This is a genomic window from Acinetobacter sp. AS23 (assembly GCF_023612055.1).
In the GTDB taxonomy this organism is placed as follows: Bacteria; Pseudomonadota; Gammaproteobacteria; order Pseudomonadales; family Moraxellaceae; genus Acinetobacter; species Acinetobacter oleivorans.
The window spans coordinates 3,863,358-3,885,447 of sequence record NZ_CP082274.1 but is presented as its reverse complement, the minus strand read 5'-3'; the positions used below and the strand labels follow the sequence as shown (position 1 = coordinate 3,885,447).

The 22,090-nt window shown below is 39.9% G+C and carries 21 protein-coding genes and 2 tRNA genes; 17 read left to right on the top strand and 6 right to left on the bottom strand.

Annotation, left to right across the window (positions count from 1 at the left end; genetic code table 11):
- Positions 1 to 2: 2 nt before the first annotated feature.
- Genes K6I41_RS18460 through K6I41_RS18445 form a run of 4 tightly spaced genes read left to right on the top strand, consistent with a single transcriptional unit; the run spans position 3 to position 7,593 of the window.
- The gene (locus tag K6I41_RS18460; protein ID WP_250374923.1) at positions 3 to 3,653 is read left to right on the top strand and encodes an outer membrane lipoprotein-sorting protein; all 3,651 of its coding nucleotides are present in this window, start codon (positions 3 to 5) and stop codon (positions 3,651 to 3,653) included.
- Positions 3,650 to 4,924, top strand: a complete 1,275-nt coding sequence (locus K6I41_RS18455; RefSeq protein ID WP_250374922.1) for a DUF1302 family protein — start codon at positions 3,650 to 3,652, stop codon at positions 4,922 to 4,924. The genes K6I41_RS18460 and K6I41_RS18455 overlap by 4 nt, the downstream gene beginning before the upstream one ends.
- 54 nt (positions 4,925 to 4,978) lie before the next feature.
- On the top strand, positions 4,979 to 6,832 hold the full coding sequence (locus K6I41_RS18450; RefSeq protein WP_250374921.1) for an alpha/beta fold hydrolase: 1,854 nt from the start codon (positions 4,979 to 4,981) through the stop codon (positions 6,830 to 6,832).
- Positions 6,832 to 7,593 (top strand): 4'-phosphopantetheinyl transferase family protein, encoded by a 762-nt coding sequence (locus tag K6I41_RS18445; RefSeq protein WP_250374920.1) that lies wholly within the window; start codon positions 6,832 to 6,834, stop codon positions 7,591 to 7,593. The genes K6I41_RS18450 and K6I41_RS18445 overlap by 1 nt, the downstream gene beginning before the upstream one ends.
- Before the next feature lie 168 nt (positions 7,594 to 7,761).
- Here the strand turns inward: K6I41_RS18445 and K6I41_RS18440 are convergent.
- Both K6I41_RS18440 and K6I41_RS18435 read right to left on the bottom strand, forming a co-directional pair.
- Positions 7,762 to 7,837, bottom strand: a tRNA-Gly gene (locus K6I41_RS18440).
- A 45-nt stretch (positions 7,838 to 7,882) separates the two neighbouring features.
- A tRNA-Gly gene (locus tag K6I41_RS18435) sits at positions 7,883 to 7,958 on the bottom strand.
- Between the two features lie 229 nt (positions 7,959 to 8,187).
- Between K6I41_RS18435 and K6I41_RS18430 the strand changes: the two genes are divergently transcribed.
- The 5 genes from K6I41_RS18430 (at position 8,188) to K6I41_RS18410 (ending at position 11,021) form a co-directional block, all read left to right on the top strand.
- A complete protein-coding gene (locus K6I41_RS18430) occupies positions 8,188 to 8,496 on the top strand; it encodes a BolA family protein (RefSeq protein ID WP_000051228.1) in 309 nt (102 codons plus the stop codon).
- Between the two features lie 11 nt (positions 8,497 to 8,507).
- The gene (locus tag K6I41_RS18425; RefSeq protein ID WP_004795332.1) at positions 8,508 to 8,900 is read left to right on the top strand and encodes a SirB2 family protein; all 393 of its coding nucleotides are present in this window, start codon (positions 8,508 to 8,510) and stop codon (positions 8,898 to 8,900) included.
- Between the two features lie 76 nt (positions 8,901 to 8,976).
- Entirely contained in the window at positions 8,977 to 9,819 is an 843-nt protein-coding gene (locus tag K6I41_RS18420; RefSeq protein WP_005037493.1) for a ParA family protein, read from the top strand.
- Positions 9,820 to 9,829: 10 nt separating this feature from the next.
- Positions 9,830 to 10,216, top strand: a complete 387-nt coding sequence (locus K6I41_RS18415; RefSeq protein ID WP_035358629.1) for a hypothetical protein — start codon at positions 9,830 to 9,832, stop codon at positions 10,214 to 10,216.
- A 214-nt stretch (positions 10,217 to 10,430) separates the two neighbouring features.
- Positions 10,431 to 11,021 (top strand): LysE family translocator, encoded by a 591-nt coding sequence (locus K6I41_RS18410; protein WP_250374919.1) that lies wholly within the window; start codon positions 10,431 to 10,433, stop codon positions 11,019 to 11,021.
- On the opposite strand, the gene K6I41_RS18405 is transcribed toward K6I41_RS18410, so the two are convergent.
- Positions 11,022 to 11,669 carry a DedA family protein gene (locus K6I41_RS18405; protein WP_004795326.1) on the bottom strand — a complete coding sequence of 216 codons (648 nt, stop codon included), beginning with the start codon at positions 11,667 to 11,669 and terminating at the stop codon, positions 11,022 to 11,024.
- A gap of 194 nt (positions 11,670 to 11,863) precedes the next feature.
- Between K6I41_RS18405 and K6I41_RS18400 the strand changes: the two genes are divergently transcribed.
- Positions 11,864 to 12,301, top strand: coding sequence for a DoxX family protein (locus K6I41_RS18400; RefSeq protein ID WP_004795325.1), 438 nt, complete (start codon positions 11,864 to 11,866; stop codon positions 12,299 to 12,301).
- A gap of 66 nt (positions 12,302 to 12,367) precedes the next feature.
- Here K6I41_RS18400 and K6I41_RS18395 read toward each other — a convergent pair whose 3' ends face one another.
- On the bottom strand, positions 12,368 to 13,585 hold the full coding sequence (locus K6I41_RS18395) for a DUF445 domain-containing protein (protein WP_171056882.1): 1,218 nt from the start codon (positions 13,583 to 13,585) through the stop codon (positions 12,368 to 12,370).
- A gap of 385 nt (positions 13,586 to 13,970) precedes the next feature.
- On the opposite strand from K6I41_RS18395, the gene guaA reads away from it, so the two are divergent.
- From guaA to K6I41_RS18360, 7 genes are all read left to right on the top strand, one after another.
- Positions 13,971 to 15,539: a glutamine-hydrolyzing GMP synthase gene (gene guaA / locus K6I41_RS18390; protein WP_250374918.1), complete on the top strand. Its 1,569-nt coding sequence runs from the start codon at positions 13,971 to 13,973 to the stop codon at positions 15,537 to 15,539.
- 174 nt (positions 15,540 to 15,713) lie between these two features.
- Positions 15,714 to 16,058 (top strand): SMI1/KNR4 family protein, encoded by a 345-nt coding sequence (locus tag K6I41_RS18385; protein WP_191900742.1) that lies wholly within the window; start codon positions 15,714 to 15,716, stop codon positions 16,056 to 16,058.
- 226 nt (positions 16,059 to 16,284) lie between these two features.
- A complete protein-coding gene (locus K6I41_RS18380) occupies positions 16,285 to 16,800 on the top strand; it encodes a PadR family transcriptional regulator (RefSeq protein ID WP_250374917.1) in 516 nt (171 codons plus the stop codon).
- Positions 16,801 to 16,860: 60 nt separating this feature from the next.
- On the top strand, positions 16,861 to 17,166 hold the full coding sequence (locus tag K6I41_RS18375; RefSeq protein WP_016144037.1) for a DUF3861 domain-containing protein: 306 nt from the start codon (positions 16,861 to 16,863) through the stop codon (positions 17,164 to 17,166).
- A 160-nt stretch (positions 17,167 to 17,326) separates the two neighbouring features.
- Entirely contained in the window at positions 17,327 to 18,274 is a 948-nt protein-coding gene (locus tag K6I41_RS18370) for a pirin family protein (RefSeq protein ID WP_250374916.1), read from the top strand.
- A complete protein-coding gene (locus K6I41_RS18365) occupies positions 18,271 to 18,678 on the top strand; it encodes an OsmC family protein (protein ID WP_250374915.1) in 408 nt (135 codons plus the stop codon). Before K6I41_RS18370 ends, K6I41_RS18365 begins: the two co-directional genes overlap by 4 nt.
- A 112-nt stretch (positions 18,679 to 18,790) precedes the next feature.
- Complete coding sequence (locus tag K6I41_RS18360; RefSeq protein WP_250374914.1) at positions 18,791 to 19,459, top strand: glutathione S-transferase family protein; 669 nt, start codon at positions 18,791 to 18,793, stop codon at positions 19,457 to 19,459.
- Between the two features lie 40 nt (positions 19,460 to 19,499).
- On the opposite strand, the gene K6I41_RS18355 is transcribed toward K6I41_RS18360, so the two are convergent.
- Positions 19,500 to 20,114 carry an SPOR domain-containing protein gene (locus tag K6I41_RS18355; RefSeq protein ID WP_013199189.1) on the bottom strand — a complete coding sequence of 205 codons (615 nt, stop codon included), beginning with the start codon at positions 20,112 to 20,114 and terminating at the stop codon, positions 19,500 to 19,502.
- 155 nt (positions 20,115 to 20,269) lie between these two features.
- Positions 20,270 to 22,060, bottom strand: a complete 1,791-nt coding sequence (argS, locus tag K6I41_RS18350; protein WP_250374913.1) for an arginine--tRNA ligase — start codon at positions 22,058 to 22,060, stop codon at positions 20,270 to 20,272.
- Between the last annotated feature and the right edge of the window lie 30 nt (positions 22,061 to 22,090).

Genomic DNA, 22,090 nt, shown 5'->3' with positions numbered 1-22,090 from the left:
CTATGGTGACCATAGAACATGCTTTCCTCATACCGGCCGAGATTGACAAGGTTTTTAACTACCTTGCAAACCCGGCCAATGATGCAGGTTGGCAATTGTCGTGTAAGCATTCTGAACTGCTAGACAGTACTCCGCGTGTGGGCAGTAAGTACGAGATTGGTTTTAGCTTTATTGGTCGTGAAATGTCCTTTAAAGGTGAAATTACACATCTAGTACCGAATGAATTGTATGCGTTTAAAGTAGTGGAAGGACCCTTTCACTACACAGGTACTTACCGTTTCAAACCACATCCGGAAGGTACGTGGATTGAATGGGTGTTTGAGGCAGAACCGGGTAGCTTTTTTGGTGTATTGCCGCCAGCGCTGCTAAAAAAGATGGTACTCGCTCAGTTCAAAAAAGATGTTGATAATCTTCAAGCATTGGCTCAAAGGGGTGAAGCCTATGAGTCGGTTGGCAATGAAAATAAACCAACTATCGAGACCAGTAAACCACCTCGTAAGACTCAACAAGTAATGGAGAAATACGCGCGTTGGATTCTTAGCCATCGCCGTATTGTTTTGACTGTGGTGATGCTCTTAACACTTGCTCTAGCGTATCTGGCATCTGGTGTAAAAATTATTATTGACCCAGATGCACTTGCGCCTAAGGGGCATCCTTATATTACCTCGACCAAGCTGATTGAAAAGAAATTCGGCTCCAAATATATGGTCGTGATCGGTATTACACCGAAGCAGGGTGATATTTATCAGCCGCAGGTGTTGGAGAAAGTCAAACGCATTACCGAAGAAGTGGATAATGCACCTGGTGTAGTTCGCTCAACTATGATGAGTCTGGCTGCACGTCAGGCGAAAGGAATCGAGGCGAATGCAGAAGGCTTCGATGCCAAGAAACTATTACCAAGCAGTTCAGTGACTCAGGAGGATATCGATCACCTGAAAAAACTACTGGCACTGAATCCAACCTATATGAATTCAGTGGTATCGAAAGATCAAAGAACTGCTGCGATTTTGCTTGAGCTTGAGGAAAGTCCAGAGGGCTTCCAAAAGATGATGGGCCCAATCAACAAAATCGTAGAGAGTGAACAATCTAAAGATATGACCATCAGTGTCGGTGGTAATCCTGTGTATCTGGATAAAGCTGAAGATTACTCTAAACGTATCAATATCTTGTTCCCGATTGCCGTATTGGTGATTGGTTTATTGCACTTTGAAGCATTCCGCAGCAAGCAAGGTTTGATTCTGCCACTCGTTACAGCTTTGTTGGCTGTGGCATGGGGTATGGGCATGATGGGCTTGTTCAAACAGCCAATGGATATCTTTAACTCGCCTACGCCGATTCTGATTTTAGCTATTGCGGCAGGGCACGCCGTGCAGTTGCTCAAGCGCTACTATGAAGATTTTGATCATCTGATTGCTCAAGGGATGGAACCTAAAGCTGCCAATAGCGAAGCTGTAGTGCAGTCTTTGGTTCGTGTGGGTCCGGTTATGGTATTGGCTGGTGGTATTGCAGCGGCTGGTTTCTTCTCATTGTTGACTTTCAATATTCCAACGATTCGTTCATTCGGTATTTTTACAGGAATCGGGATCATCAGTACGCTGGTGATTGAGATGACTTTTATTCCGGCACTTCGCTCAATGTTGCCACCGCCTTCGGTTGTGAAGGTCAAACGCAAAGGCTTACCGATCTGGGATTGGATTCCAAACCGTATTGGTGATGTCATTTTATCAGTTCGTCCACGAATGATGTTAATGACTGCGATTGCGGCAATGGGCGTCTTTCTTGCTATTGGCACGAGCCGTATTGTGGTAGACAACGATAGCCGTAATTTCTTCGCTCGCGACTTACCAATGCAGCAAGACGACAGATTCTTGAATCAGTCTCTTGGTGGTACAAACAGCCTTTATATTATGGTTGATACGAAGGTTCGTGATGGTATTGAAAACCCTGAAATCCTAAAAGCGATTGATAATACAGAAAAGTTCGCAAACTCAATTCCAGAGGTCGGTAAAACCATCTCTATCGTTGACTATATCAAACGAATGAATCAGGCAATGAATGCTGATCAGCCTCAAGCATTTCAGGTTCCTGCAACCAAAGATGTCGTTGCTCAGTATCTGCTGTTGTATTCAATGTCTGGTGAGCCGACTGATTTTGATTCATACATTGATACCACTCAGCGTTATGCCAAGATCACTGTTCTTCTGAAAACAGGCAGTAATCATCGCATTAAAGAAATTCTTGAGTCGTTAAAAACGTATATGGCGGGTCAATTGGGTGATAAAGCTGTTGTGAGTTTCGGTGGTGATGTGACTCAGACCATTGCTTTAACTGAAACGATGGTTCACGGCAAGCTGATGAATATTCTACAGATTTCATTTGCCGTATTCTTTATCTCTGCGCTAGTTTTCCGTTCGTTCTCTGCTGGACTCATTGTCCTGACACCACTTCTATTCTCGATTCTTGCGATCTTTGGTGTGATGGGCTGGCTCGATATTCCGCTCAATATTCCGAACTCTCTGATCTCAGCCATGGCGGTTGGTATTGGTGCAGATTACGCCATTTACTTCCTCTATCGCTTGCGAGAAATCTTGAGTGAAGAGGGCAGTGATATCAAAGATGCTATTCGTAAAACTTTAAGTACTGCTGGTAAGGCTTCGCTTTTTGTTGCGACTGCTGTTGCTGGTGGGTATGGCGTATTGTCCCTATCGCAAGGCTTCCATGTGCATCAATGGCTAGCGATGTTTATTGTGATTGCGATGCTTTTCAGTGTATTTGCAACCTTAATTATGGTACCTACAATGATTCTAATGTTGAAACCTCGTTTTATCTTTCCCTCAAATAAGAAGAACATTACCGTTGCACAAACTGTTGTGACAAGTCTCTTGTTGGGTACGGCGCTCACAATGTCGATGCCTAAAACATCTCATGCAGATGAGGTTCAAGACATTGTTAGCCGTAGTGATGATGCCTCTAAGTTCTTGTCTTCAAGTGCTAGTGCTAAATTTGTGCTGACATCTAAAAGCGGCGAGCAACGCGTACGTTTGACTAAAAATATGACTAAGCTTGCTGGAAATACTCAAAACAATATGCGTTTGACTGAATTCATCTCACCAGCAGATGTACAGGGAACCACGACGCTGTTGATTGAGAATGCAAAAGGCAGTGATAGCATGTTTGTCTATTTACCTGCATTGAAAAAAGTACGTCGTTTGGCATCAGCGAATAAGGGTGATGCTTTTATTGGTACGGACTTTAGTTATGGTGATGTACTTGGCTATAAGCTAAGTGACTGGAAGTACACTAAACTGGCAGATGGCAAATTTAATGGCAAAGATTGCTATACGATTGAAGCAACGCCAATCAATAATACTGTGAAGAGTGACTTTGGTTATAGCAAACGTCGCATGTGCATCCTCAAAGACAACTTTGTTACAGCAACTATCGATATTTGGGATACTGCAGGTAAACCGTTAAAGCATATTGAGTTCACCGATATCCGTCCTTACGGCAAAGTGAAACCAAGATGGCAGGCCATGAAATCTATGGCGAAAAATCTGCAAACTCAGCATATGACACAAGTGATCGTTAATGATTTTGTCGCAGAGAAAACCTTATCCGATAAGCTTTTCTCACCGCAGAGTCTTGAAAAATGACGCAAGGTGCCTATTGGGTATTTGCATGCTGCAGTAGCTTTATGCTACTGCAGCATGCTCATGCAGATGACAGCGAAATTAGTTTTGTAAGCCAGAACTCAGCCAGACTCGATGTGTGGTCATCAGATCGTGATTTAAGTTCGTTAAAAAACATTGGACAAGCAAGCTTCTGGTCCAATGGTACGCTCAAGTTTAATCCAGAGTTTAAGATCCATTACGACATAAATATTGGAGACGAAACGGACCATACTGTAAACCCAGATCAGGTGAGTAAGGTAAATCGCAACTTACGTGAGTTGTATGCCTCTTATAACTGGGATCAGACAGTCTATGTCGATGTTGGTCGCCAGATTGTAGTCTGGGGGAGAGCTGATGGGATTAATCCGACAGATAATCTATCGCCTCGTGACTATACGCGCCTAGTGCCCGATGAGACAGATCAACGTCTTGGAAATGATGCAATTAAATTGACATATATTCCTGAATCAGGAACCAATAAATGGACAGCGTTGTGGTATCCGCGTAGTCGTTCAGATGTGATTCCATTGCGTCAGATTTCTGGTGTCCAGTATGAAATAGATAAGAAGAGCCGTCCTGCATTTGCAATGCGCTGGGATTATTCTGTAGATGGTCTCGATGTTGGTGCATCGTATTTCTCAGGTTTGGACCACATGCCCGATCTGTCAATTCTTTCTGCATCTCCAACAGGGGAGGCAACATTGCAGCTGAAAAATAATCCTATGTCCGTCTATGGGTTTGATTTCAGTTATAACCATAACGATATCGTATGGCGTGGTGAAGCGGCATATACCCACACTGACTCGAATGGTAGTGAAGATCTTACGCACAAAAAAAATAATCTGACCGTGGTCATGGGTCCAGAATTAGCATTGAAGAATTCCACGCTAAGTTTGGTTGGCGTATACAAACATACGGAGGACTTTAGATCTGCCGACAGCTTAACAAATCCAGTATTAAGAGAAGTTTACCGTTATCAGCAAACAATCAGTGACCAATATGAGCAGGATCAGTATGGAGCTATGCTGCGCTATGCACTTAACTTACTGAATGATAATCTGAAATTAGAAGTAACAGGATTCTACTTTGCACCAGAGCCTAATGAATTGTTGAGAGTACGTATTAATTACAGCCTTGATGATCACTGGCAATTGAATGTAGGTGGGGATCGCTTCTGGGGTAGAAATGATACGGTGTTAGGACAATTTAGAGATAACAGTCTGGTGTATGCCCAGGTTCGATATAATTTTTAAGATAATTCGCTCCAAAACAATGCTGGGAGTGCCCAGTCCCTAATAAGGTGATTTATGGATAATTTAAATAACGCAAAAAAAGATAATTTTTCACGGAAGACCATATTAGTAACAGGTGCAGCAGGTTTTATTGGTAGCAGACTGATCGTTGATCTTCTGCGTGAAGGTCATCAGGTGATTGCTGCGCTGCGTAATGCTGCAACCAAGAAAGATAAGCTGTTAGGTTTCATTGCAACAGAAGGGCTGGTCGATCCGTCTATTTCGTTTGTCGAATATGATTTAAGCCGCGATTTTAAGCTGGACTCTCTGCTAGCGGATGCTCAGGCAAAGATCCATGTGATTTATCATCTTGCCGCATCCTTTAATTGGGGCATTAGCAAAGCTGAAGCTGAGCGTACCAATATTAAGTCAGGACTTGCCTTAATTGAATGGGCTGCAACATTGAAGCAGCTTGAGCGATTTATCTGGATTGGTGGATATCGTGTGGCGGCTCCGCCACAAGAGTCGGCTGATGAGTTGTATTGCAAACACGGTGGCTATGAAGCTTCAAAAATCTTGGGTTATCAAGCTTTTATTGAGGCTTGTAAGCGTTTAAATGTGCCATGGACTGCAATAAATCCAGCGACAGTCATTGATGGTTTTTATAACTATGGCGATATGCAATATATTGGTATTGCTGACATGATTGATAAGCTCTATCAGGGACGTCTGCTGGCATTGCCAGGTGGTCGTGACACATTCCTGCCACTATGCAATATGCAGTATATCGTGAGCTTTTTGATCCGAACGATGTCTTATCCTGAGACTATTGCTCAGGAGTATATGTTGCTTGATCCTGCGACGCCGAAATTTCATCGTCTCGTTCATCTAGCTGCCGAGCATTTGGGAGTCAGCACACCACATTTACAAGTACCCAAAGGTCTATTAGAGAAATTACCTGAGGTATTGCTTGATGGTTCTAAAGAACAACTCTCTTTCATTTCTACCGAGCACTATCATGTTGCTGGGGCAGAGGCGATGGCAGCGAAAATGGGTATCGCAGACCTGATCAATGTCACTCCTTATTTCTCTCGTTGGATTGATCGTTTGGTGCTTACACGCTTTGGTCGTATGCAAGTATCAACACCTAGTCATTTCAGCTATCAGAATCGATATTGGACAGAAATTTATACTAAACAGCCGATTAGTTCTGACACCTCATCTGCATTATTTTTACATGGGATTCCATTTGATAGTGCATGCTGGTCTCCAATCATTAATAAAATCACATACGATCAGGTCGCTATGATGGACCTGCCGGGACTTGGGCGTTCAGGCAGTTATGAGATGATGGAAGACAACAATCATCAATTTATTGATGCCGCTGCAAAGCTTTTAGCGCCAAATAGTGTTGTTATTGCACATTCGTTAGGATGTCTTTTTGCGTTGAATCTTGCAAAGAAATATCCAGATAAAGTTGCACGTCTTATCCTCATATCACCTTATTCTGTTCAGGCGCAGGCCGCTAAAATGTTTCAGATACAAGCTATATCTAATCTGATTTTCCGTTTTGTGCCAAAAGATATGATTGCTAAAGACCTACATCCAGATGGACAACAAAATCCGTCTGTTGGTTATGCGATGGATTCATTACGTCGAGTGTCGGTAGCCAAGCATATTAGTGAGTATATGCACCGTATTAGTTTGCCGCAGCAGCGAGCAACTCAGACAGCTTTGTTAAATGAACTTCGTTCTAAAGTTGAAATCATTGTGGGGGATAAAGATCCAATTGTTACCACAATAAGCGCAGATATCCCTATACATATTATCGCTGGCGCAGGCCATAATCCACACGTTACACATGTAGATGTGGTTTCTAACTATCTCGCACCTGTTCTAATGAAATACAACAGCACTACCGCTTCCTAATGTCTGATAGTGCCCAAGTGCAGGTTTATGTCTGCCCAGTTTCACGGGTACCACAAGACCATATGGTATTGAGTCATTATCTCGGCTTTCTCAGTTCGGCAGAGAAGCTGAGATATGATCAATATCATCCTAAGGCGGCTCGCCTTTTCTTGATCTCTCGAGTATTAGTGAAGACTGTCTTGGCGGATAAGCTAGGCATCTCACCTCATCAAGTTAATATTCAATTACATCCCAACGGCAAGCCTTTTGCAGAAGGTAGCAAGGCTGTGTATTTTAATCTTACTCACTCAGCGGACGTTATTATTCTTGCTGTAACTGAAGAAGGGGAAATAGGAGTTGATATTGAACAAGTGGATCGTGAGTTCGAGTGGATGCGTGTTGATAGTGTATTAGCACCGATTGAAATTGAATGGATTAAAGAGAATGAACTCACTAATTCATCCAGTGTATACCAGCGGTTTTTTCAAATATGGACCTTAAAAGAGGCTTATATCAAATGTACTGGCGAAGGAATGAGCCGTCATTTAAAGAAGCTCAACTTTCATGTGTTGCCTGAGCATATACAATTTCTCGACTCAACCAATGATGCTCAAAAGACAGAAGAGTATTATTTTGAAAGCTATATATATGATTCTAACTTCATCTTTTCTATCTGTTTACAACAAAGTTGTAGCCTAGAGCGCTTTAACTTGGACTGTTTTCAATTATTACCCTTTATATCTACGCATCGAATAACTCCAACGCCTTGTACATATAGCTAGATTGAACCTTTATAACTGACGATTTAAAAATGTGAATCTAGTAATAAAATATTTGGCTTTGAGCTGAGCCATTCTCAATGAATTACGCTGTGAATAGATAGACCGTAAAAAATTATGAATCAATAAAAAGAAAAAAGCCCCAGTCTTTCGACTAGGGCCTTTTAAATTTGGAGCGGGAAACGAGACTCGAACTCGCGACCCCAACCTTGGCAAGGTTATGCTCTACCAACTGAGCTATTCCCGCATATATAAGCAGTTTTTACGAAAACTTTCTCAAAAAAAACCAATTTGGAGCGGGAAACGAGACTCGAACTCGCGACCCCAACCTTGGCAAGGTTATGCTCTACCAACTGAGCTATTCCCGCGTGCCGCTTATAATACATTAAGCGAAACATGGGTCAACAACTTTATGCAAATAAATATGCTGATTGCATAAAATAAAAACAGAAATGAGCAATTAGATGTATTTTTATCGTTAAGTTGCCGAATAAATAGACATTTTGTTTAGAGTCAAAGCATACAAGAGCAACTTTTGTTTGTGTGTAGACAGGGTATACTAGGTTCAAATATACGAATAATCGTAAAGGAAAAGCTATGAGCCTTGAACAACAATTGATTGAACGGTTACAAACCCTTGCACCTAGCCATTTAGAAGTTATTAATGAGTCGGCTGGACATGGTGGTTATTTCCCAGGTAAAGAGTCACATTTTAAAGTGATTGTAGTGAGTGAAGAATTTAACGGATTACGTTTAGTTCAACGTCATCAAAAAGTTTATGCCTTAGCTTCAGACTTAATGAATCCAGGTCAAATTCACGCTTTAGCAATTCATGCCTATTTACCAAGTGAGTGGCAAGGTCAGGCGCCTGCTAGCCCAGAATGTGCACATGCACCTAAAAGCTAAGGGCTAATTTCATGGATGCACATTTACTCACTAAAATTATTCATATGACTGCGGTGGCTGCTGCACTTATGGTTTTTGTCTTACGCGCTTCAACTCTGTTTGTAGGTGTGCAAGGGGAGCAACCAAATCCCGCGGGACGCAAAATATTAGTTGCCTTACAGCATCTATCATTTACCGTAGTTTTTATTACGGGTGCAATTTTATTGGTCATGAAAGACTTTCAGGTACAGCCGTGGTTTTACGCTAAAATTATTCTATTTTTAGTCTTGTTATCTTCTCTGATGAAAGCCTTTAAAAAAGATGACACTCTTTTATTGGCACAACGTAGGGCGGGTTTAATCATTAGTGCGATCGCATTTATTGCTATTATTATTTTAGTGATTGTGAAACCTGTTTTTGCTTAATTGTTCTACATTCTTTGCCTTTTTGCTTAAGCTCTAGGTTAAACTGCGTACAGTAAAAAAATATGCAGAGGGAAACATGTTAACTCGTGTGGTTTTTAACCAAAAAGGCGGTGTAGGGAAATCAAGTATTACGGTAAATTTGGCTGCAATTAGTGCCAAACATGGCTTAAGGACATTGGTCATTGATCTTGATCCTCAAGCCAACTCTAGTCAGTACCTTTTAGGAGATGACGCAACCTATTCTGCTGAAAAATCAATTTTAGAACCAAATATTGAAAATTTCTTTGATGATGTGTTGGGAAACAATCAGCAAAAGGGTTTAATCGGTAATGCATTAGGTTCGATTTTAAAAGCCCCACGAAATAAAGATATTGATAGCTTTGTACACTCAACTCCCTTTGCAAAATTAGATGTGCTTCCTGCTAGCCCCACACTTGGTGCTCTTGAGCATGCACTTGAAAGTAAACATAAAATTTATAAATTACGTGATTCAATTCAAAACTTAATTGGACGATATGATCGTATCTATATAGATACACCACCTGCATTTAACTTTTTTACTTTATCGGCACTCATAGCAGCAGATAAAGTCTTAATTCCCTTCGATTGTGATGTCTTTTCAAAGCGCGCGTTACAAACATTGATTGAAAATGTTCTCGAAACGCAAGATGATCATAATGATCGCTTGGAAATTGAAGGAATTGTCGTCAACCAATTTCAAGCTCAAGCAAAATTACCTCGGGAAGTGGTTCAGCAGTTGAAAGATGAGGGGTTGCCTGTACTTAATAGCATGTTACCGCCTTCGGTTTTAATGAAAGAATCGCATCAGAAAAATTTACCTTTGGCTCATTTGGCACCAGAACATAAATTGACTCAAGCTTATGAGACATTGTTTGGTGAAATTGAGCCAAAACGATAAGAGAAAAATGATGAAAGGCTTATATATTGCGCCTTTGGTGGCAGCCACTTTATTACTCGGCGCTTGTGCTACGACGGTAAAACCGACTTACGTGTCTCCGACTCAATATCAATCTTTGGGCTGTCAGCAGCTACAAAGTGAATATAACCGTATCCAACAATATATCGATAATGGCGTACAAACTCCGAAAAGTACCGGTATGGGTGTTGGACTTGGACTCGGCGGTGGCTGGGGACGAGGCGGTTGGGGATTCGGTCCATCTATTTCTGTAAATATGGGACAATCTTCTTCAACGAAAAATACCGAACTTTCACGTGTTTTAGGTCAGCAAGAAGCAATTGTTCAGGCTGCTCAGTTTAAAAATTGCCCAATTATTGTTCGAAAAAAGATGAATTAATAGACAATTTTGCATCACAATATGCTAATTAAGGCATATTGTGATGAATAAAGTTTAGCAAAATGTTTCATAATAAAGTTAATATAAATCAATGCATTTTAAATTTTAAAGCTTAATAAATTCTGTATTTTCTATAATCAAAAGCCCTCACAAACTTGCTATATTTTGCCTATTTCGTTTAAGGTGGCCCCATCTTGGATGTTGTGGAAATTTTATGATTGAGAGTTGGTTTTTTGTATTGGCAATGTTGGCTGTTTTGCTCATTCCGGGGCCGACAAATGCTTTACTTGCAACCGCTGCTCATTCTCAAGGTTTATCTAAAGCATTCTGGCTTATCCCAATGGAATGGTTAGGCTATGCCTACGGTATTAGCTTTTGGGCGGTCTTTATTCATTTAGCTGCTCCAATTTGGCCAGCACTACTGCTCATTTTGCATATTACGAGTGTACTTTATGTATTCTGGCTTGCTTTTCACTTATGGAAGAACACCCATTTACAACAGTTTAGTCAAAGTCATCGCAATATTCGGCCACGTCAATTATTCTTATCAACCTTAAAGAATCCTAAAGCTTTGTTGTTTGCAGCGGGTATCTTTCCTGTTGAAGCATGGAATTCGCCTGAAAATTTTCTTATCGTATTTGGTGTTTTTACATTAATCCTGATTCCGGCAGCAAGTTTCTGGATGCTTTTCGGGCGAGCGTTGTTAGCGGGTCCAATCAAAAAAATAAAAGCCGATCATTTATATAAAGGATCGGCCATGTTGCTTATTTTATGTATGCTTCCGGTGGTATTCCGTTTCTTCTAATTAGTCTCGAACATTGGCTTTTCGGTTTTTGAGTTTTTCACGTATAAATCCGATGATGCCTGGTAAAACACTAATAATAATGATGCCGAAAATAAGATGGGTAAAGTTATCTTTAACGATTGGCATATTTCCAAATAAATAGCCTAAAGTTACAAAAGAAGCGACCCAACACAATGCTCCGATCAGGTTATAAGTTAGGAAAAACTTATAGTTCATGCTACCAGCCCCAGCAACAAAAGGTGCAAAGGTGCGGGCAAATGGAACGAAGCGAGCAAAAATAATCGTCTTGCCACCATGGCGAGCAAAGAATTCTTGAGTTTTAACTAAGTGCTGTTTATTAATGAATCGGGAATTCATTTCAAACACACGTGGACCGATAAAACGTCCAATATGGTAGTTTACTGTGTCACCTAAAACGGCAGCAATGAAGAGTAGAGTACCCAGTACCCATGGATCCATCGCACCTGTAGATGCTGCTAAAGCACCAGCTGCAAATAGCAAACTATCTCCCGGTAAGAACGGCATAACCACTAAACCGGTTTCAACAAAAATAATTAAAAATAGAATGCCATAAATCCACGTTCCGTAATTTATAATAAATTCGGCGAGATGTTGATCAACGTGTAGAATAAAATCAATAAGTTCCATGATAAGAGCAAGTGGTAAACCGTGCTCAAATCCTAGCAGTGAGCCTATAGAAAGTCAGTATAAAGCATCAAAAAAATACAAATTGATCATCTCGTTTATGCAACGATATATATGGATTTTGAGTATTTAATTATCAATGTCCCAAACCTAGAATGAGCTCATCAATAAATAAGCATTTAAATAAAGGTGGCAATATGTTTAATCCAAATGTAGTGGTCAAAAATATCGTAACGCAATCAGGTGCAGACAGTTTCATTAGCCTTATTGCGCGTCTTCTTATCGCCTATATCTTCCTTGTTGCAGGTTGGGGGAAAATTACTGGTTATGCAGCAACTGCTGGATATATGGAAGCAATGGGGGTTCCAGCAGGAATTCTTCCTTTAGTGATCTTGGTTGAGTTTGGTGGTGGTTTAGCCTTGTTATTTGGTTTCCAAGCACGCTTTGCGGCTTTTGGACTTGGAATCTTTAGTATTCTTACTGCATTTTTATTCCACCAAGGTGGTGCTGATGCAGCGGCGCAATATAACAATGGCATCCATTTCATGAAAAACCTTGCAATGGCAGGTGGTTTATTCTTCCTGATGCTTCATGGCGCTGGACGTATTAGTTTGGATCATGCAATCGAGAAATAATATTCAAGACAAAATAAAAACCGGATGATCAACTCATCCGGTTTTTTTATTTCTAGGAACGTAAAATTAGAGCATGAACTGGATTTGTAATTCCCCAACCACAAAACCAAGTACTGCACCTACTGCAATGAGTGCCCACTCATCTTCTTTAAACGCAGGACGTAACATACCTTCAAATTCAGATGGTGTTAGTTTTTGCATACGTTCAATTAAAGTACTGCGAATATTCATAGCATCTTCTGCATAAGATTCTACGTATTTCATCGTCTCTGGAAGCCGTTGCATAATACGTTCAGCAACTTGCGATTTCATATCCTGATATTTTTCTCCACCAATTGCGTAAACAACAAGTGGACGAATCACACCTGCTTGCATATCAATTTCTTGTTTAACATGGCGGTTAACCAGATCAATAACACGCGCAGAATGTGTACCAGAAAATAACTCTTCCATCATATGGCGAGAAGTTAAAAGCTGTTTGGAAATTAACGCTGCGTAGTCAGCGGCAACTTCATTTTGACGTTTAATAAATAAACCTTGCCACGTATAACCCAATATTTTCTTAGGATAAAGGGGTCTAAACATCATTTGTAATGCAATCCAGTCACTGAAAAAACCCACAAAGCCACCAAACATTGGCAGCATCCAAGGGTATTTACCTTGCGTGATAATCCAGCAAAGCATCTGAATCACACCAATACCGAAGCCAAATACAAATCCGACATTACTGAAAAATTTAAATTCTTGTTTGCCCACTCGTTTAAAAATATTGTTGAGTAGCCGTTTGTCTTTAAGCAAGTTGCTAATAACAAGATGTTTAATATCAAAATATCGGTTCACATCACGTTGCACTTCACTCATGATGTGTTCAACAATCTCGGGTGCTTTTGATTGCACACGACGAATGAGTCTTTGACGCGCAAACTCTGGCATGCCTTCCCATAATCCCGGCTGATACTCTTGCGCAACATCACGGGTAATATCTTCAGCTGCGGCAAGCAGTGGTTTTTCTATTTCTTTGGCAATACGTTTAGGATCTAGGCGTGCAAAAATTTCTTCAGGTTTAATGAGTTTGGCTGTCATGAGTTCAACAGCAATTGTTGCCATTTTCTCGGCTTTGCGTGGCACGATGCCTTGCCAACCTAGAAATGGTTTAATGCCTTTAAACTCAAGTGGCGAAAACATCATCTGAATGGCGATCACCTTGGTGATGTAGCCAATTAAACCACTCATAAAAGGAATAGAGATATACAACCAAAAATGTTGCTGGAAATCTGCAATCATAGTTTGAAGCATTGTTGTTCCTTAGATTTCTATTGATTTTGATAGGGGGCAACAAGCCATAAAAATGGATAATTGTTTAAGCACAGACAAATATCGCTTATGGTATTTACCTTTCCATGGTAATGCCTGTTTTATCGGGTCATCTTAACATCAAATTCATGGTGATGTTGCATAGAATGTGATGAATTTATCAATACGTATGAAGTTTTTAAGACTAATCCAGATGTTTGATAAATATAAGTAAATATTAATTTATGTCAAAGAATTCAACGATAGAAATGATTCAGAAATGAAAAAAATAAGATATATGATGATTTGCGGTGCGCCGAAGCGTGAAAAATGTTAAAATGGCGCGCTTAATTCTTTTGCCATTTAGTGGTTTGTCATGACTACCAATACTCAAATTACTGAAGATCGTATCCTGATTCTGGATTTCGGCTCTCAATATAGCCAGCTCATTGCACGTCGTGTACGTGAAGCCGGCGTTTACTCTGAAATGTATGCTTTTGATATGTCTGAAGAAGACATTCGCGCTTTTAAGCCAAATGGCATTATTTTGTCAGGTGGACCTGAGAGTGTGCATGAAGAAGGCAGCCCACGTGCACCACAAGTAGTGTTTGAGTTGGGTGTTCCAGTATTGGGTATCTGCTATGGCTTGCAAACCATGTCTGAACAGTTAGGCGGTAAAGTTGAGCCGGGTACTGTACATGAGTTTGGTTATGCCGAAGTTGATATCGTTAAACGTGACCAACTGATTGGCAACTTACAAGATCGTGAAGACCAACTTCATGTTTGGATGAGCCATGGCGACAAAGTGAGCCAGATTCCAGAAGGTTTTAGCATTACTGCAAGCACACCAAGTTGTCCTGTTGCTGCTGTAAGTGACGAAACACGCCGTTTCTATGGTGTGCAATTCCACCCAGAAGTAACGCACACGGCAAAAGGTGAAGAATTACTTGCAAATTTTGTTCATAAAATTTGTGGATGTGGTGGTCTTTGGACACCTGAGCACATCATCGACTTACGTGTACAACAGTTACGTGAACAGATCGGTGATGAAAAAGTTCTTTTAGGTCTTTCTGGTGGTGTTGATTCATCTGTAGTTGCTGCGCTTTTACACAAAGCAATTGGCGACCAGTTAACATGCGTATTCGTTGATAACGGTTTACTTCGTTTAAACGAAGGTGACCAAGTAATGCAAATGTTTGCTGAAAACATGGGTATCCGTGTTATTCGTGCAGATGCTGAACAACGTTTCTTAACTGCATTGGCTGGTGAAGTTGATCCAGAGAAAAAACGTAAAATCATTGGTCGTGAGTTTATTGAAGTTTTTGCGGAAGAAGCACGTAAACTTGATGGCGTGAAATTCTTAGCACAAGGTACGATTTACCCAGACGTAATCGAATCTGCTGCAAGTAAACAAGGTAAAGCACACGTTATTAAATCTCACCACAACGTGGGTGGCTTACCAGACGATTTAGAGTTTGAGTTGGTTGAACCTTTACGTGACTTGTTTAAAGATGAAGTTCGTAAATTAGGTACGACACTTGGTTTACCACACAGCATGATTTACCGTCATCCATTCCCGGGCCCTGGTTTAGGTGTTCGTATTTTGGGTGAAGTGAAAAAAGAATATGCGGATATTCTTCGTCTTGCTGATGATATCTTTATGCAAGAGCTTCGCGACAGCGGTTGGTATGACAAAACAGCTCAAGCATTTGCCGTATTCCAACCTGTTAAGTCAGTTGGTGTAGTAGGTGATGGTCGTCGTTATGCATGGGTAATCGCACTTCGTGCAGTTGAAACGGTTGACTTTATGACAGCTCGTTTTGCACATTTACCATACGAATTGGTTGATAAAATCTCAACGCGTATTATGAATGAAATTAAAGATGTATCACGTGTTGTATATGATGTGTCATCTAAACCACCGGCAACGATTGAGTGGGAATAATTTTCCCCTGTTAGTTGGTAAAGAAAAGGACGCATTAGCGTCCTTTTTTATTACTTAACGATTTTAATAAGAGTAAATTTATTAGCTCAAGGAACTGTATATAGAGGGTTGAATATAATATTTTATAATTTTATATGCTGGATTGGTTTTACCTAATTTTAAGGTCTGAAGGTTATGCCACAATTAAATGAAATAAGAGCCAAAATTGAAAGAAATTTCCATAGACAACTACCAGATATATATTTTGAATTATTAAAATTTTCAAATGGTTTTTTATTTGAAAGTGGCGTAGTTATTTATTCTCCTGATGAGGTTTTTGAAAGAAATCAAACTTTTGAAGTGCAAAAGTATGCTGGAGATTATTTAGCTATAGGTGATGATAGTGGTGGAATATCAATTCTTATACCATTTCTAGGGACAGGTGTTTTTGCCGTAGATCAAGGCAGTATGGATCCTAATGACATGAGTAAAATTAGTGATTCCTTAATGAACTGGTTTAAAGCTGGATGCCAAATTTAGCTTTTGGCAAATGAATTTTAAATAAGATAAATAAACCAAAACTGGTTTGACGAAAATAGTTTTTAAGAGTGCTTGAGCACTCTTTTTTATTACTTAACTTTTAAGCCTAAAATTAATTTTAATAATTATCAAAATGATAAATCTATTTTTATTACTTATGCTTGAAAAAAGATATATTAAGATATATCTTAATAATTATAAATTGATCATTTTTAGGTTTTAAAAGATGAAACAACAATCAGAACATCATCATGCTGAACACAATGGGCATCACCGTTCGGGGCGCCGTGGAAGACTTTTTGAAGTTGGACGCATGAAACTTTTAGTACTTCATCTCATTCAGCAAAGCCCAAAGCATGGCTATGAAATTATTAAAGAAATAAGTGATTTGGTGGGTGATGGTTATACGCCAAGTGCAGGAACCATTTATCCAACATTAACCAGTCTTGAAGAAATGAATTTAATTAATTTGCTAGACGTAGAGCGTAAGCAATATCAAATCACAGAAGTCGGAGAAGCTTACTTAACTGAACAACAAGATAAATTGAATGAGCTATTAGAAAAATTACGCCTTAGACGTGAAATTCACAGTAATGATGAATTAATCGAAATTCATCGTGCAATGGAAAACTTAAAGACTGCCTTACGTTTGAAGTTGAACTCGGCAGGTTTACAGCAAGAGCATATTTATCAAATTGCCGAAAAAATTGATCAAGCTGCGGTTGCAATTGGGCGCCTATAAGTCGACCTTAAACAGGTTGAAATTATTCAAAGTCATTAATTTTAAATAGAGAATTTATAAATGAAACAACATCAATATCATGTCACTGTACAACATCTAAAAAATGCGAAAGGAGAAGCCTCTACCTATACTGAACGTCTTGAGTTCTATGCGGGAAATCATGATGATATCTTTGAAATTGTCGAACGCTTAAAAAAAGCAGATTTTTTTGATGATGAAACTACAAAATCCTTTGGAGTTGGACTAAAACTTTTTAGCGAAGTCATGTTGGAAAATCGAGACCATCCGCTATTTCAAGAGTTTTTTCCTCAATTTGGGCAATTTATGAAAAACTTAAAACAGCTCGTTAAAACTCAATCATCTTAAGCTGCTCAATGCAGCTTTATTATTTTCTATAATTAAAAAAATTGATTGTCTCATTCATAACACCCTGTGTATTACTAAAAGACTATATTGAATAATGAGTGTATTGTTAAGATTATTAGAACAACTCATTGCAAAAGCATAGGTAAAAGAGAGTAATATCATGAGCAATAATAATGATTACGATATTTCTGATTCAAAGGATTGCGAGAAATTTGCCAATCAGTTTATTCAGGAATTTCCAATTCGCTCTGCTGAAATTGGACAGGGGACAGTCATTAAGCGGGCTTTACCTAGCCGACAAAAACGAATGATTGGAGCATGGTGTTTCTTAGATCATGCAGGCCCAGTAACTTTTCCTGCGGGTGATGGTTTAGATGTTGGTCCTCATCCTCATATTGGTTTGCAAACTTTCACTTGGATGATTGAAGGGACCATGATGCATACCGATAGCTTGGGTTCAAAACAACTTATTCGACCTAAGCAAGTGAACTTAATGACAGCAGGTCACGGCATTTCGCATACAGAAGTTGCGCCTGATACAGAAACTCAAATGCACGCTGCGCAGCTTTGGATTGCTTTGCCAGATCAAAAGCGCAATATGGATCCGAAATTTGAACATTACCCAGAGCTACCTGTTGTTGAAAAAGACGGTCTAGAATTTACTGTTCTTGTAGGCGAATATTTGGCAACGACTTCTCCAGTAGTGGTTCATACGCCGTTAGTGGGTGTCGACTTAATTGCTACCGAAGATACTAAAACCCGTATTCCATTAAATCCTAATTATGAATATGGCTTTATGGCATTAGAAGGTGTTGCACATGTAAATAGTCATGAGTTAACTGCTGACAACATGGTTGTTTTGGATACTGGACTGAGTGAAATTGAGATTGAAGTAAAAAAAGGCAATCGGATTTTGTTGATTGGTGGTGAACCGTTTGAAACGCCAATTTTACTCTGGTGGAATTTTGTTGCACGTACAATGGATGATTTAAAAGAAGCGCGCGAGCAATGGATTAACCATGATGCGCGTTTTGGTGAAATTCCAGATTATGTTGGTGCACGTTTAGAAGCCCCTGTTCTTCCAGATCAAATGAGAGCATCAAAATGACAGCAGTAATCGCAAGTAGTAAAGCAAAGCCCCTTGCTGAACAATGGAAGGGCGAAATCACCAGTGGACGTCATCAATATTTTTGTGATGAGCCTGAAAAACTTGAAGGGCAGGATCAAGGCCCAGCACCTTATGATTTGCTCACCGGAAGTTTAGCCGCGTGTACGCTCATTACTTTAAGAATGTATGCGAAGCATAAGGGGTATGATTTGGGTGAGCTCTCGGTTGAAATTGATTTTCATACCAATAGAGAGCATGAAGAACATATTGAACGTCGTATTGTTTTTAAAGACTTACCAGATGAAGAGCTTCAGCAAAAAATCTTAACGGTATGTAGTAAAACACCAGTGACTAAAACTTTGTTACGTAGTTTAGACATTCATACTGTGCTTGTTACAGTGTAAAAATGCTATTTTGTGGAGGTGGATGATTTTATATCCATTCCACAAATGGAATAAAACAGCATGTTCACATGCTGTTTTTTATGTAAAAAGAAAAATAAAAGCAGGCAATAACATGATTAGTGTACACCACCTGGAATGTTCGCGATCGTTTCGAATTTTATGGGCTTTAGAAGAATTAGGCTTAGATTATGATATTCATTATTATCAACGCTTACCTAACTATTCCGCTCCAGAAACATTGAAATGTATTCATCCTTTAGGTAAAGCTCCGATTTTGACTGATGATGAGCAAGTCATCGCAGAATCTGCTGTGATCTTGGAATATTTACAGCAGCGTTATGATCAGAAGCAGCAATTTAAACCTACACAGCCCCAAGATTTACAGCAGTATATTTATTGGATGCACTATGCTGAAGGTTCACTTATGCCACTATTAGTCATGACTTTAGTCATGAATAGTGTAAACAAGCATGTGCCATGGTTAATTCAACCAGTAGCAAAAAGAATCACGGAAGGCGTGAAGGCAAATTTTGTTCGCCCACGTATGAAAGATCATATTAGTTTTTTAGAAAACTATTTGGCAGAGCATGAATATTTCGCAGGCGATTTTTCATTTGTTGATATTCAAATGAGTTTCCCACTGGAAGCTTTGCAATCACGTTTGCAAGGGAAATACCCTAATATTCAGGCTTTTTTACATCGTATTCAGCAAAGACCCGCATTTCAGAAAGCGAAACAAAAGGGAATGGGTACTAATGAAAGGAATTGTGCTGATATTTAAAAGAAAAGGAACAATTATTTGTTCCTTTTTTATTTGCCGTTTACTTGCGTTTGATCACGATAGAATCAATGCCGCTGTGTTGTAAGGTTTGTTGAGCGGCCAAAGCAGCATCTTGGGAGTCATAAGGACCTGAAATAACACGGTACCATATTTGTCCATTTTCACTACTTTTGACTACATCTGCAGATAAGCCATTCAAAATGATTTCTGCACGACGAGCGTCAGCCTGATCGGGGTCGTTATAGCTGCGAACCTGTAAAATATAGGTAGGCTGCTGAGGAGCAGTGGCTGATGGATTAGCATCAATTCCTGCACTTTCTGAAGCTGCTGGTTGAGCTGCACTTGGTGCCTCAACAATCATGGCTGTACCTTGATTTTTGCTTTCAGGAATTGCTTGCTCCGGAATAGGTGTTACTTGTTGTTGAGGTAATAGATCATAGAAACGATAGTCTTTATTGGTATCTTCTTCTTGATAGTGCTCAGAGGTAATCTGATTTTTTGCGGGAACAGGTTGCCAAGGTTTCCAAAGCATAAGCACTACAGCGATACATAAGACCGCCAAAATAGCGACAAGTGTCCCTAACCATTTAGGAATTAGGGGCTTTTTAGGCTTGTTAGGTCTTTCAGATACACCGCGTTGCGTTTTGCCAAACACGTGGATTATTCCTCTGTATTTTGATTGTTTTAATTCGAGTTTGAGTCTCGTATTACGATGCTGAAACAGTGGTTCGTATCAGCTATTTTAACTCTACAAACCACTGCTTACTATATATTGCATGACCTTTATTTTAGTGCCATGCAATATAATTTTTACATAGATTCTGGTGCAGATACACCAAGCAATTCTAAACCATTGCGCAACACTTGTTGTACATTGATTGAAAGTAATAAACGTGCTTGTGTAAGCTCTGCATCATCGCTTAATACTTTATGTTCATTGTACCAACCGTGGAACAAGGCAGCTAACTCTTTCAAATAGTTACCCAACTGATGTGGTTCATACGCATTTGCAGCTCGCAACACAGCATCTGGATAAGCTGCTAATTTAGAAAGAATTTCAGTTTCAGCATCAAGAGACAAGCGTGTCGCATGCGGGCGAGCAATGTTTACATCGAATTGTAAGTTTGTGCTTGCTGCTTTTTCTAACATACGGCAAATACGTGCATGTGCATATTGAATATAGTACACAGCATTGTCTTTACTTTGTGACACAGCAAGGTCAAGGTCGAAATCGATGTGTTGTTCACTCTTACGCATTACGTAGTAGAAACGAGCCGCGTCATTGCCCACTTCTTTACGCAAGTCACGTAAAGTCACGAACTGACCAGAACGAGATGACATTTGAACCATCTCGCCACCACGCCATAGGCTTACGAACTGAACCAAAAGTACAGTTAATTTTTTAGAGTCGTAACCCATCGCATCAATTGCCGCTTTTACGCGAGAAATATAACCGTGGTGGTCAGAACCCCAAATGTCGATTAGGTCCGTATAACCGCGTTGTAATTTATTCAAGTGATATGCAATGTCTGATGCAAAGTATGTAGTTTGGCCATTACGACGTTTAACAACACGGTCTTTTTCATCACCAAATTCAGTTGATTTAAACCAGATGTTGCCATCTTTTTCATAAAGGAAGCCACGTTGATCAAGTGTTTCTAACGCTTCATCAATTTTTGCACTAAGAGACGCTTCGCTAAACCATTGATTGAAAGTTACACCGAAGTCAGCAAGGTCATCTTTAATGTCATCTAAAATGGCATGAAGAGCAGCTTGGTGGAATACACGGTAGCCTTCACCTAACAATTGTTGTGAGTTGGCAATAAGGCCATCAATATGTTTTTCCTTGTCGCCAGATAAAACGACTTTATTGCCGTCGCTATCTAGTTCTTCCGCATATTGTACGTCTTCTGGCACATCTTTGTAGACATCAGCCACTTCGCGAAGGTAGGCATCGCCATCTTTATCAATAATAGTCTGTGCGATTTCTTTAACGTAATCGCCTTGATAAGCATTTTTTGGAAATACAAGGTTTTGACCAAGTAATTCTAAATAACGTAAATAAGTAGAAGTCGCCAAAATATCCATTTGACGGCCAGCATCATTTACATAGTATTCACGGTCAACTTTAGCACCTGTTGCTTCAAGTAACGTGGCAACAGTCATACCATATGCAGCACCACGGCCATGTCCTACATGTAGACTAGACGTTGGGTTTGCAGAAACAAATTCAACTTGGATCTTTTTCGCCGCATTCGCTTGGCTGCGACCAAAGATTTCTTTTTGTGCTTGAATCTGGTCAAGAATAGCAAAGCGCTGGTCTGCATTTAAAAAGAAGTTAATAAAACCAGGTCCTGCGATTTCAGCTTTGCTGATATCTGCAACTTCTGGTAATGCAGCTAGAACTTTCTCAGCTAAATCACGTGGTTTCATACCAGCAGCTTTTGAGCCGATCATGGCAATATTAGAAGCAAAGTCGCCATGGCTTCGGTCTTTGGTGCGTGTTAAGTTGCTTGTGTTTTTCCAGTCGGAAGGAAGCACCCCTTCTTGTTGAAGAGTTTGCACTGCATGGTCGAGAGCTGCTTGTATTGCCGTATTCATATCAATCGAAAATAGATGTCGCAGAAAAAC